Origin of the sequence: Streptomyces sp. MRC013 (assembly GCF_023614235.1) — a bacterium.
GTDB lineage: Bacteria > Actinomycetota > Actinomycetes > Streptomycetales > Streptomycetaceae > Streptomyces.
Map to the genome: position 1 here is coordinate 1952062 of NZ_CP094264.1, position 12788 is coordinate 1964849.

The following is a 12788-nucleotide window of genomic DNA, read 5'->3' on the forward strand; positions in this document are numbered from 1 at the left end:
GGGTCGAGCACCTGTCCGAAGTACTGTTGCGGGCGCTGCCCGCACCCCCCCCCTCCCCCCAACGGTCCGAACGGAGGCAACACATGCGCGTCGCGAGGTTCCGCGAGGCGGACACGGCCCGGTACGGGGCCCTGTGCGACGACGGGGCGGTACTCCCGGCCGGCGGGCCGTCCGGGGGCCCCTCCGCCCCCGGCGACGGGGTGCCCGAGGCGCCCCTGGTGTTCCCCGGGTCCGCGACCGGCGCCGTCGGGAGCCGGCCTTGACACCGGCCCTCCTCGGCGCGTTCGTGATCCTCGCCGTCGCCTCCGTCGTCCGCTCCACCGCCGGCTTCGGCTTCTCCCTGGTCGCCGTACCCCCGCTGGCGCTGCTGGTCGAACCGGCCGCGGCGGTCGTCGTGGCGGGCGTCATGGCGGCGCCGCTCAGCCTGTGGATAGCGGTGCGCGACCGGCGCCACGTCGACCGGCGCATCACCGCCGTCACCCTCCTCGCCGGTCTGAGCGGGGTGCCCTTCGGCGTGTGGCTGCTGTCGGTGCTCCCGCCGGACGTGCTGACGGTCGTCATCGCGGTGGTGGTGCTGCTGGGCACGTTCCTCGTCTGGCGGAGGGTCGCGCTGCGGGGCGGCCTGGCGACGATCATCGGCGTGGGCGTGTTCTCCGGGGCGTCGTTCGCCTCCACGGGGATCGACGGCCCGCCGATGGTCGCGGCGTTCCAGAGCATGAGGCTGGAGCCGCGCGTCCAGCGCGCCACGCTGGCGGTGGTGTTCTCGGGCACCAGCCTCGCCGCGCTGGCGGGTTTCGCGGTGAGCGGCCAGCTCACCGCGACGGTGGGGCGGACGCTGCTGGTAGGGGTCCCGGCGCTGTTCGTGGGCATCTTCACGGGCGAGCGGATCTTCAGACGGTTGGACGCGGAGCGGTTCCGCCGCGTCGTCCTGGGTCTGCTCGTGGTCAGCTCGGTCTCGGTGGTCGTACGGGTGGCGATGGCCTAGCCGCCCGGCCGCGACCGCCCGCACCCCCGTCGCTTCCCGCCCGCCGGACCGGGCGCCGACGGGGTGGGCAGGTCGCCGGAGGGCGGGTGCCGCGGCCCGGTGCCGCGGTGCCTGTGAAGGCGGGACCACGGCCTCTTCCGGTTCGACGCCCCGCCTCGTTCCAGGCAACCCGGGGTGTCGATAATCCGTCTAGACGACCGCGCGGACTCCAGCGCCGACCAACGCTCCGCCGCCACCGACGGACACCCACAGCAGCAGTACGGGGGCACAAGTGAACGAGATACCGGGGGGCAGGCCTCACGCTGCCGTTTGCGGCGCGGACGTCCCGGAAGGACGCGACGAGGTCCCGGTCCCCGGCCTCCCGCACCCGACCCGCCGCCGCACCCTCGCCGCCGCCCTCGCCCTCGCCGGGGCCACCGGCCTCGCCGGGACCGTCGGTCTCGCCGGCTGCTCCGTCCCCGCCCCGCGCCGCGCCGCGCCCACCGCCGACCCGGCGCCGGGCCTGTCGATCGCTAGCTCGCGCCGCGCGCAGCTGATGCAGATCCTGGCGCACCCGGACGACGACCTGTACTTCATGAACCCGGACTGCCAGCGCATGGTCGACGCCGGCGTCCCCCTGGTCTGCGTGTACGTCACCGCCGGCGAGCACACCGGCAAGAACCACGTCCCCGGCCGCACCGGAGAGACCGTCGCCGACCGGGAGGACTACTCCTCCGCCCGCCACCAGGGCCTGCGCCAGGCGTACGCGCGGATGATCGGGCTGGACCGGTTCACCCCCTGGCGGAAGGGCGTCGCCACGCTCCGCGGCGACCGCCGGGCCGAGATCAACACGCTCACCCACGGCGACCGCCGCGTCGAGCTGGTCTTCCTCAACCTCGCAATGCACACGCCCCGCCGCTGGACGGCGGTGCCCGGCCTGTGGGAGGACCGCTCGCTGAGCCTGCGGACCGTCGTCGCGACCGGCTCGCCCGTCCGCCGCCCCTCGGACTACGACCACGACGGCCTGATCGACGTCCTCGTCGGCCTGATGGAGCGCTACCGGCCCACCGTCGTCCACACCCTCGACCCCGACCCGGACATCCAGCACAGCGACGAGGCCACCCGGCGGAGGGACTCCGAGCAGCCCGGCTACTCGGACCACGCCGACCACACCGCCGTCGCCTCCTTCAGCTGGGCGGCGATGGTCCGCTGGGTCGCCGAGGCCAGTGCGGACGGCGGCTCCGTACCGGGCTTCGTCACCACCTCGTTCCGCGGCTACTACAACCGGCACTGGCCCAAGAACCTCCCCGAACCGGTGCTGCGAGAGAAGGCGGCGCACCTCGTCCCGTACGGCGGGGACCCGTCCTGGCAGTGCGGCAACACCGCCGGCTGCGGCGACTACATGGTCGGCGGCACGCGCCCCCTCACCAACAAGAAGGGCTGGGTGCGGGCCACGCACCACCGCCATCCGGACCCGGGTCCCGTCGTGGCCGCGGAGCCCGACGGACGGCTCGCGGTGTACGGGGTGCTGGGTCTGCGCGCCGTGCGCTGGCGCGAGACGGAGCGCGGCAGCGGGCAGTGGGGCGATCCGGACGACCTGGGCGGCGGGCCCCTCGCGGGCGGCCTCGGCTCGGCGGCCCTCGCGGACGGGCGGTGCCTGCTCTTCGGACTGCGCTTCGCGGCCCTCGGCGGGCGCGGCGGCGCCGGGAAGCGCGAGGTCGTACTGCTGGAGCAGCGTTCCGCGGGCGGGCCGTTCCTCGCCTGGCGCGGGCTCGGCAACCCGGAGCCCGACGACGACCGCGGGCGCCGGATCGGCGTTCCCGTGGCGGTGACGGACCGGAAGGGCCGCGTGCACCTCTTCGTCCGCAACGCGGACAAGGGCGTCAGCACCCGGGTACGGGGGGCCGACGGCGCCTGGGGGCCGTGGGGGGACCTGGGCGGCGAGGAGGTCCAGGACGGCCTGTCGGCCACCGTGGACCCGGCCGGCCGCGTCCACCTCTTCGCGGCCGCGCGGGACGGCGTCCACCACTGGACCCAGGACGCCCCGGGCCGGCCGGTGGCGTTCCGCCCGGACGTCCGGCTCCCGGTCTCCGGCGGCCCGGTGGCCGTGGCGGCCGCGCCCGACGGCGGGCTGGAGCTGTACTACCGCGCGCCCACCCGCGAGGAGCTGGCGGCGGTACGGATCGACGGGGCCGCCCCGGCCCGCGTGGCGTTCGACGGCTACGGCCCGGTCGTCGCCGCCGCCGCGCCCCGGGGCCCGCTGCTGGCCGGCAGGGACCTGCGCGGCCGCGTCCTCGTGCGCACCGCCGCGGGCCGCCTGGTCGCGCGTGCGCGGGGAGCCGTGGCCCTGGGGTCGGCGGCCCTCCGCCTCCACCCGGAACACGGCACCCTCGTCGTCGGTCTCGGTGCCGACGCCCATCCGTGGGCCTGGGCGCCGGAGCCGCGCACCGAGAGCTGACCCCGGCCGGCACCGGCGGGGCGAGCGCTCGGAAGTGCTCGGCCTTCTCCCCCCTCGGGCGCCTGACAGCGGCCGGACACGACCGTCAGGCCCGGTCCGGGCGGGTTCCGCTTGGCCCGGTGGACGACGTGGACGCCGTGCTCGTTCTCGTCGTTGTCGGCCGTGAGCCGGAGACTCCCGTTCGCACCGGTGTCCCTCCCGTACTCCACGGCCTTCCGGCCGCGCTTCGGCAGTTCCTCCTTGAGGCGTTACCAGACCGTGGAGCTGCCCGGGTGAGGCCGGGGTGAGGGAGCACGGTGGAAGGTCTGGAAGAACTCCTCCCCGTCCCTCCCGGAGCACCCCGTGACGCCCGGCCCGGTCTCGGAGGCCTTGCCCTTGACGCCGATCGGGTCGCAGGTCTCGCTGGACGCCTTTTCCGCCTCGTCGGCCGCGGCGAAGGAGGGGGCGGTGCCCGCGAACGGAAGGTCGTCCGATTCATTCGCACCGCATCCGGCGAGTGTGGTGAGGACGAGGGACACGAGGAGCGCCTGAGCGCCCGATCCGGTCTTCGATCGGGAGCCTCGACGGGTCGGGCGGTGACATGGGCCGGCCATGCGGTCGGGGCGGGTTTCGGGTCCGGTCGCCGGGATGCCTCCGGAACGGCCGGCGCGGGAGCGGGGAGGGGCGTCGGCACGGACCGGGCGGTGGTGAGCGGGCCGAGAGTCCGACCCGTCCCGTGCCCGTCTCCCCGGCCGGGTCGCCGGAAGGGGCGACCGGGTGCCCCCGGCGTCAGCCCGACGGCGCCGGCCGCCCCGCCGGATCTCCCCCTTTTTCTCGGACCCGGCGGAAAATCGCCGGTATCCGGAGTTCCATTCGCCCACGAGGAAATCGGGCGCCGGGAGCGCAATCAGCATTACAAGAATGGCCGAACGCATGACACGTCACACCGTCAACCGTTATGGATTCAGCCGCAGAGACACAACTCCGCCGCGTAAGTCAAGACTTATCTTCAGGGGACTTCGGCCGTACGGTGTGGCCCGAACCGAAGGAGTCCCTGTTGTCGAAAACGGATGATCCCGCCGTGCGTGCCGTCGAATCGGAGCAGAATCATGTTTCCTCCTTATACGGGTTGCTCACCGAGCGGATCTCGGAAGCGCGAGCACAACGGGCGAGTGTGCTGAAAGCCCCGGCGGACGGCGCCGGCGAGGCGTACGAAAGGGAGGTCGCCGCCGAGCGGCTGACCAAGGAGATCGGTCGGCTGGAGGGTGCCGAGAAGGGGCTGGTCTTCGGGCGCGTCGACTGGGCGGACGGCACGGCCCTGCGCATCGGACGGATCGGACTGCAGACGGAGGAGGACGACCTGCCTCTGCTCGTGGACTGGCGTGCGAACGCGGCGCGGCCCTTCTACGAGGCGACACCGGTGCACCCGATGGGCCTGCGGCGGCGCCGGCACCTGCGCCTCGAAGAGCGCACGGTCGTCTCGGTGAGCGACGAACTGCTGGACGGGACCGCCCCGACCGACGAGGACGTCGTGGGGGACGGACCCTTGACCGAGGCGCTGGCGGCGCGGCGTACGGGCAGGATGCACGCGGCCGTCGCGACGCTGCAGGCCGAGCAGGACGGGATCGTCCGCTCCGCCCACCGCGGGGTGACCGTGGTGCAGGGCGGGCCCGGCACCGGCAAGACGGTGGTCGCCCTGCACCGGGCGGCCTACGTCCTGTACGCGTTCCCGCGCGCCGCGGAGGAGGGCGTCCTGGTGGTGGGCCCGAACGCCCGGTTCCTCGACTACGTCTCCCAGGTCCTCCCCTCACTCGGAGAGAACGACGTCGTTCTGGCGACCTGCCGGGAACTGGCCGGAGTGCCCACGGACAGGGTGGACCCGCTCGATACGGCGCGCCTGAAGGGCGGCTCCGACCTCGCCGACGCCCTGGCCGGCCTGCTGCGCGTCCACCAGGCCCCCGCCGGTGACTTCGCCGTGCGGGTCGGACGGGACCCGGTTCGCCTCTCCGGCGAGGAAGTCGCCGCGGCGCGCGAAGCCGCCGTGACCGCCGTACCGGGGCACAACCCCGCGCGCCAGGTGTTCAAAGAGCTCCTGGTCGACGCCGTCATCGACGCGATGCGACGAGACGTGGGCGACCTCCTGGAGCAGATCGACGCCGATGCCGAGAAGATGACGGGCATGGACCTCGACCGGTTCACGGGAGCCGCCCGGCACCGTGCCGAGGGCGCGGCCGACCCGGGGCCGGTCCACGAGCCGGACCTGGACGCCGTCCGAGCCGACCTCCTCGACGACGCCGGCGTCGACCGAGCGGTCGAGGTGTTGTGGCCGCGGCTGGTACCCGGTGACCTCGTGAAGGCGCTCCTGACGGACGCCGGCACGCTCGCCGAGCGCCTGCCCCGCCTGACCGCGCGGGAGCGGTCCCTCCTACTGCGCGGTCCGGACGACCCGTGGACCGACGCCGACGTGCCGCTGCTGGACGAGGCGGCGAGCCTGGTCGACGGTCCTCCCGAGCGGACGTACGGGCACGTCGTCGTCGACGAGGCGCAGGAACTGACCGCCATGCAGTGGCGGATGGCCGTCCGCCGCTGTCCGGCACGGTCGATGACGCTGGTGGGCGACTTCGCCCAGGCGGGCCCGGTCACGGCGGCACGCGGCTGGCAGGAGGCCCTGAGCCCTCACGTCGGACCGCGGTTCGAACTGCACGACCTGACCGTCAGCTACCGCACCACGCAGGAGATCCTGGGGAGCGTCCGGGACCTGCTCACGCGGATCGCTCCGGACCAGAGGCCCGCGCGGTCGCTGCGAAGCGGTGAGAGCCCCCGCGCCGTGACCACACCCGCGGACGGGCTGGTCGCCGCCGTCCTCCGGGAGCTCCGCGCCCAGAGCACCGCGCACCCGGGCGAGCTTCTGGGAGTGGTCTGCGCAGACGCCAGGGTGAGCGAGCTGACGGCCCGGGGCGTCGCCCACCACGCGCGCATCGTGCCGGCGTCCGAAGCACGCGGCCTGGAATTCGACGGGGTCGTCGTCGTGAACCCCGAGGAGATCGCCACGGCCCGCCCCGGTGGGGAAAGGGACCTGTACGTGGCCCTGACCCGGGCCACCAAGCGCCTCTGCACCGTCACCGGCCGGCCCGCCTGACGACCCGGCGCCCGCGTCGTCGCCGCGGGTGCACCCGGCGCGGTGCGGACACCGGCCCATGCGCGGGGCTGCCCGCCGCCTCAGCACTCCCGACCGCACCCGGCCTCACGCGGCCTGGTCCGTCCCGGACGACAAGCCCGGCACCCCACCGACGGGGCCGAGCCGACCGGGCGACGGGCCGCGGCCCCGGAGCGTCCTGCGCGGCCGCCGACCGGCACCCGGTCCGGGTCGCGGGGACCGGTCGGCCCGCTCTCCAGCCCGGTCCGCACCGTCGTGTTCCCCGGCCCGGACGGGGCGACCAAACCTCCCGGCTCACGCCCCCGGCCCGCCGGAACGCGGAAGGGCCCGTACGACCGGAGTCGTACGGGCCCCTCAGCTGCAGCTCTGCGGGCTACCGGGTCAGACGGTCAAGCGGACTTACTTGACGATCTTGGTGACCTGGCCGGCGCCCACGGTCCGGCCACCCTCGCGGATGGCGAACTTGAGGCCCTCCTCCATGGCGACCGGCTGGATCAGCTGGACCGACATGGTGGTGTTGTCGCCCGGCATGACCATCTCGGTGCCCTCGGGGAGGGTCACGACGCCGGTCACGTCCGTGGTGCGGAAGTAGAACTGCGGGCGGTAGTTGTTGAAGAACGGCGTGTGGCGGCCGCCCTCGTCCTTGGACAGGATGTAGGCCTGCGCCTCGAACTCGGTGTGCGGGGTGACCGAGCCCGGCTTGATGATGACCTGGCCGCGCTCGACGTCCTCGCGCTTGATGCCGCGGAGGAGCAGACCGACGTTCTCACCGGCCTGGCCCTCGTCGAGCAGCTTGCGGAACATCTCGATGCCGGTGACCGTGGTGGTGGTCTTCTCGGTCTTGATGCCGATGATGTCGACGGTCTCGTTGACCTTCAGGACACCACGCTCGATACGGCCGGTGACGACCGTACCGCGACCGGTGATCGTGAAGACGTCCTCGATCGGCATGAGGAACGGCTTGTCGACGTCGCGCTCCGGCTGCGGGATGGCCTCGTCGACGGCGTTCATGAGGTTCACGACCGACTCGGCCCACTCCGGGTCGCCCTCGAGCGCCTTCAGAGCGGAGACCTTGACGACCGGAACGTCGTCGCCCGGGAACTCGTACTCGGAGAGGAGCTCGCGGACCTCGAGCTCGACGAGCTCCAGGATCTCCTCGTCGTCCACCATGTCGGCCTTGTTCAGGGCGACGACGATGTACGGGACGCCGACCTGGCGGGCCAGGAGCACGTGCTCCTTGGTCTGCGGCATCGGGCCGTCGGTGGCGGCGACCACGAGGATGGCGCCGTCCATCTGCGCGGCACCGGTGATCATGTTCTTGATGTAGTCCGCGTGACCCGGGCAGTCCACGTGCGCGTAGTGACGCGACTCGGTCTGGTACTCGACGTGCGCGATGGAGATGGTGATACCGCGCTGGCGCTCCTCGGGAGCCTTGTCGATCTGGTCGAAGGCCGAGGCCTCGTTCAGGTCCGGGTACTTGTCGTGCAGCACCTTGGTAATGGCGGCCGTGAGGGTCGTCTTACCGTGGTCGATGTGACCGATGGTGCCGATGTTGACGTGCGGCTTAGTCCGCTCGAACTTCGCCTTCGCCACTGGGGTCCTCCTGTGGAGTGGTTCTGTACGCCTTACTCATCGGCGCCAGGTGATCTTTGCTGGGATGCCGGCCCCGGGGCGTTCCGGCCCTCCCGCTCGCGCGGGGTGCGCCGAAACGCCCCGTGTATCCGGTGACAAGCCTAAAGCGTGAACTCGGCTGAGTTACTCGCCCTTGGCCTTCGCGATGATCTCCTCGGCGACGTTCCGCGGAACCTCGGCGTAGGAGTCGAACTGCATCGAGTAGCTTGCGCGACCCGAGGTCTTGCTGCGGAGGTCGCCGACGTAGCCGAACATCTCCGACAGCGGTACCAGGCCCTTGACGACACGGGCACCGGCACGCTCCTCCATGGCCTGGATCTGGCCACGGCGGGAGTTGATGTCACCGATGACATCGCCCATGTAGTCCTCGGGCGTGGTGACCTCGACGGCCATCATCGGCTCGAGGAGCACGGGGGACGCCTTGCGCGCGGCCTCCTTGAAGGCCTGCGAGCCGGCGATCTTGAAGGCGAGCTCGGAGGAGTCGACCTCGTGGTAGGCGCCGTCGAGCAGGGTGACGCGCACGCCCGTCATCTCGTAGCCCGCGAGGATGCCGAACTGCATGGCCTCCTGCGCACCGGCGTCGACCGAAGGGATGTACTCCTTCGGGATGCGGCCACCGGTGACCTTGTTGACGAACTCGTACGAGGCGTCGCCGCCCTCGATCGGCTCGATCGCGATCTGCACCTTGGCGAACTGACCGGTGCCACCGGTCTGCTTCTTGTGGGTGTAGTCCACGCGCTCGACGGCCTTGCGGATCGTCTCGCGGTACGCGACCTGCGGCTTGCCGACGTTGGCCTCGACCTTGAACTCGCGCTTCATGCGGTCGACGAGCACCTCGAGGTGAAGCTCGCCCATGCCGCCGATGACGGTCTGGCCGGTCTCCTCGTTGGTGTGCACCTGGAAGGAGGGGTCCTCCTCCGCGAGACGCTGGATGGCGACACCCAGCTTCTCCTGGTCGCCCTTGGACTTGGGCTCGATGGCGACCTCGATGACCGGCGCCGGGAAGTCCATGGACTCCAGGATCACCGGGGCCTTCTCGTCGCACAGCGTCTCACCGGTCGTGGTCTGCTTCAGACCCATGACGGCGATGATGTCGCCGGCGCCCACCGAGTCGATCTCCTCACGCTTGTTCACGTGCATGCGGTAGATCTTGCCGATGCGCTCCTTCTTGCCCTTGACGGAGTTCAGCACCGAGGTGCCGGAGTCCAGGCGACCGGAGTAGATCCGGACGAAGGTGAGCTTGCCGAGGTGCGGGTCGCTCATGATCTTGAACGCCAGCGCCGACAGCGGCTCGTCGTCGGACGGCTTGCGCTTGACGACGGTCTCGGCGTCCTTGGGGTCCTGGCCCTCGATGGCCTCGATGTCGACCGGCGACGGCAGGTAGCGCACGACGGCGTCGAGCAGGGGCTGGACGCCCTTGTTCTTGAACGCGGTGCCGCAGAACACCGGGGTGACCGTGGTGCCGGTGCCCTTGCCGGAGGCGATGGTGATGCGGCGGATCGCGGAGTACAGCTGCTCCTCGGAGAGCTCCTCGCCCTCCAGGTACAGCTCCATGATCTCTTCGTCGTTCTCCGCGACGGCCTCGATCAGCTTGCCGCGGTACTCCTCGGCGAGCTCGGTGAGGTTCTCCGGGATGTCGACGATGTCGTACATCTCGCCCTTGGCGGCCTCGGCGGAGTAGACGAGGGCCTTCATGCGGACCAGGTCGACGACGCCCTGGAAGTCGGCCTCGGCACCGATCGGCAGCTGCATGACGATGGGCTGGGCGCCCAGGCGGTCCGAGATCATCCCGACGCAGCGGAAGAAGTCGGCGCCGGTGCGGTCCAGCTTGTTCACGAAGCAGATACGCGGAACGCCGTAGCGGTCCGCCTGACGCCACACGGTCTCGGACTGCGGCTCCACACCGGCCACACCGTCGAACACGGTCACGGCGCCGTCGAGGACGCGGAGCGAACGCTCCACCTCGACGGTGAAGTCGACGTGACCGGGGGTGTCGATGATGTTGATGGTGTGATCGACGTCCTCGAGCGACCAGTGGCAGGTCGTCGCGGCGGACGTGATCGTGATGCCGCGCTCCTGCTCCTGCTCCATCCAGTCCATCGTGGCAGCGCCGTCGTGGACCTCACCGATCTTGTACGAGACACCGGTGTAGAAGAGGATGCGCTCGGTGGTGGTCGTCTTGCCCGCGTCGATGTGGGCCATGATCCCGATGTTGCGGACCCTGGCCAGGTCAAGCGAAGTGGTAGCCATAAGGCTTCAGTCTTCTCTCGGTCTCGATGGGGGTGCGACTACCAGCGGTAGTGCGCGAAGGCCTTGTTGGACTCGGCCATCTTGTGCGTGTCCTCGCGCTTCTTGACCGAGGCGCCGAGGCCGTTCGAGGCGTCCAGCAGCTCGTTCATCAGGCGCTCGGTCATGGTCTTCTCGCGACGGGCGCGCGAGTAGCCCACGAGCCAGCGCAGAGCGAGGGTGGAGGCGCGACCGGGCTTGACCTCGATCGGCACCTGGTAGGTGGCGCCACCGACGCGGCGGGACTTCACCTCAAGAGCCGGCTTGACGTTCTCGAGGGCGCGCTTCAGCGTGACGACCGGGTCCTGGCCGGTCTTCTCGCGAAGGCCCTCCATCGCGCCGTAGACGATGCGCTCGGCGGTGGAACGCTTGCCGTTGAGCAGGATCTTGTTGATGAGCGAGGTCACCAGAGGAGAACCGTAAACCGGGTCGATGATGACCGGGCGCTTCGGGGCGGGGCCCTTACGAGGCATTCTTACTTCTCCTTCTTGGCGCCGTAGCGGCTGCGGGCCTGCTTGCGGTTCTTGACACCCTGGGTGTCGAGCGAGCCGCGGATGATCTTGTAGCGAACACCCGGCAGGTCCTTCACACGGCCACCACGCACGAGCACGATGGAGTGCTCCTGCAGGTTGTGTCCCTCACCCGGAATGTAAGCCGTGACCTCGATCCCGGAGGTCAGACGCACACGCGCGACCTTGCGGAGGGCCGAGTTCGGCTTCTTCGGGGTGGTCGTGAACACACGCGTGCAGACGCCGCGGCGCTGGGGGGAACCCTCGAGCGCGGGCGTCTTGTTCTTCTCGACCTTGTCCTGCCGGCCCTTCCGGACCAGCTGCTGGATCGTAGGCACTACTTCTCCGGTTTCTGTGTGCCGTGTAGTGAAGCTAACCTGGAACGCCCCCCGACCCACGCGGTCGGGTGTGTCGGATGCCGTGCGCCCCCACCGGGGAGATGGGGACAAGCGCGGATCGCGGTGGCCGTCGACGACTCGCCGTGCGGTTGAGGACACGCACAGGAGCCCAGGCACACCCCAGGCACAAGGTCTGAGCGTACCTACCGCACGGACCTGGGTCAAAACAAATGCCCTCGCGCAGCACGGGGCGGTGCGCTGGGAGGACGCGCAGGCGGGGGAGGGCCGGAGCCCGGGTCAGACGCCCTCCTCCCCGGGCGCAGGCGGCTGCCCGGGAGGGCCCGCCGGGCCGGTCGCGCCGGGGCGACGGGGAACGGCGATCCTCGGGACGGTGGGGGCCTTGGAACTGCGGCTCTTGGGCACGAAGGCGTGGCGCCGGGGCGGCGGGCCCGCGCTCCCACCGGGAGGGACGGAGGGGCCCGGGGTCCCGGAGGCGCCGGCGGCCCGCGGGGCGCCGGCGGCGCCGGGCGGTTGCGGGCCGGGCGACGCGGTCGCGGTGTCGGGACCCCGCCCGGCCGTGGGCGCCGCGGAAGGGCCGGCGGGCGGGGAGAAAGGTTTCGGCAGAGGATCGCCCGGAGGTTCGGCGGACGTGCCGGGCCCCGCCGGTCCGGTGGGTGCGGCGGGTACGGAGGGCGCGGTGGACCCCGCCGACTCGACCGACGCGGGGGGCGTGGTGGACCCGCGGGACCCGTCCGGCGCGGCGGGGGGCGGCCCGGCGGAGCGGCCCGGCGGGCGTTCCGCCGTCGCCACCCCTCCCTCCGCCCCCGCGTCCACGCGCACCCGCCCGTCCGCCCCGGTCTCCAGTGCGAGGTCCGGGTCCGCGGCGTAGGGCAGGCGGCGGTCGCGCGGGAAGGGGAGGACGGCGGCCCGGCCGGGCGCCCGGCCGACGAGGCGCAGCGGGCGGCCCCGCAGGTCGCGGGTGTCCTCCAGCAGTGGGGCGAAGTGGCCGGCGGCGTCGCGCCAGCCGCTGGCGTACGCCGCGTACTCGCGGCGTTCGACCTCCTCGCGGAGCAGGACGACGACCTCCTCCGGCGAGTGGGTCTCCAGCAGCCTTCCGAGTAACCCCAGCAGGCCCGGCAGGTCGCCGGGCGGGGAGGGCGGTGCACCGGCGCGGGGGCGCCGTGCGGCCGGCTCTCCGGCCGGTTCCCTCTCCGACGGGTCCTCCCGACGGGCGCGGACCTCGTCCGCACCGTCACCCGCGGGCGGGGAGCACTCTTCGCTCTCGACCTCCAACGCGTCTCCCCGTGTCCCGTCGCCACCAGTCCCACCCAGGGTCGCAGGCGTTCCCGAACGGTGCGCCCGGGGTGCCGGTGATGCGAGATGCGGTCCCCGGACGGTCTCCGGCCTGCGTGAACACGGGGGCAGGCCGTGATCAGCCTACCGGGGGCGGCGCGGGGCGGCCGTT

9 protein-coding genes are annotated in these 12788 nt (G+C 72.1%); 3 read left to right on the forward strand and 6 right to left on the reverse strand.

All coding sequences use genetic code 11. From position 1 onward, the window contains the following. Window positions 1-259 precede the first annotated feature (259 nt). On the forward strand, window positions 260-985 hold the full coding sequence (locus tag LUW75_RS08755; RefSeq protein WP_250335099.1) for a sulfite exporter TauE/SafE family protein: 726 nt from the start codon (window positions 260-262) through the stop codon (window positions 983-985). A gap of 271 nt (window positions 986-1256) precedes the next feature. Further along, window positions 1257-3422, forward strand: coding sequence for a PIG-L family deacetylase (locus LUW75_RS08760; protein WP_250335100.1), 2166 nt, complete (start codon window positions 1257-1259; stop codon window positions 3420-3422). A 248-nt stretch (window positions 3423-3670) separates the two neighbouring features. On the opposite strand, the gene LUW75_RS08765 is transcribed toward LUW75_RS08760, so the two are convergent. After that, on the reverse strand, window positions 3671-3940 hold the full coding sequence (locus LUW75_RS08765) for a hypothetical protein (protein ID WP_250335101.1): 270 nt from the start codon (window positions 3938-3940) through the stop codon (window positions 3671-3673). A 635-nt stretch (window positions 3941-4575) separates the two neighbouring features. Here LUW75_RS08765 and LUW75_RS08770 point away from each other — a divergent pair. Further along, a complete protein-coding gene (locus tag LUW75_RS08770; RefSeq protein WP_250335102.1) occupies window positions 4576-6540 on the forward strand; it encodes a HelD family protein in 1965 nt (654 codons plus the stop codon). A 417-nt stretch (window positions 6541-6957) separates the two neighbouring features. Here the strand turns inward: LUW75_RS08770 and tuf are convergent, their stop codons facing one another. The 5 genes from tuf to LUW75_RS08795 form a co-directional block, all read right to left on the reverse strand. Beyond that, window positions 6958-8151, reverse strand: coding sequence for an elongation factor Tu (gene tuf, locus LUW75_RS08775; RefSeq protein ID WP_250335103.1), 1194 nt, complete (start codon window positions 8149-8151; stop codon window positions 6958-6960). Between the two features lie 162 nt (window positions 8152-8313). Beyond that, window positions 8314-10440 (reverse strand): elongation factor G, encoded by a 2127-nt coding sequence (gene fusA, locus LUW75_RS08780; protein WP_250335104.1) that lies wholly within the window; start codon window positions 10438-10440, stop codon window positions 8314-8316. 38 nt (window positions 10441-10478) lie between these two features. Then, window positions 10479-10949, reverse strand: a complete 471-nt coding sequence (rpsG, locus tag LUW75_RS08785) for a 30S ribosomal protein S7 (RefSeq protein WP_010474160.1) — start codon at window positions 10947-10949, stop codon at window positions 10479-10481. 2 nt (window positions 10950-10951) lie between these two features. Continuing rightward, on the reverse strand, window positions 10952-11323 hold the full coding sequence (gene rpsL / locus LUW75_RS08790; RefSeq protein WP_003948652.1) for a 30S ribosomal protein S12: 372 nt from the start codon (window positions 11321-11323) through the stop codon (window positions 10952-10954). Window positions 11324-11620: 297 nt separating this feature from the next. Next, the gene (locus LUW75_RS08795; RefSeq protein WP_250335105.1) at window positions 11621-12616 is read right to left on the reverse strand and encodes a hypothetical protein; all 996 of its coding nucleotides are present in this window, start codon (window positions 12614-12616) and stop codon (window positions 11621-11623) included. Window positions 12617-12788 lie beyond the last annotated feature (172 nt).

Bases quoted from the DNA above. Each gene is read 5' to 3' on its own strand.
- fusA (WP_250335104.1), bottom strand. From the start codon at position 10,440: ATGGCTACCACTTCGCTTGACCTGGCCAGGGTCCGCAACATCGGGATC.
- rpsG (WP_010474160.1), bottom strand. From the start codon at position 10,949: ATGCCTCGTAAGGGCCCCGCCCCGAAGCGCCCGGTCATCATCGACCCG.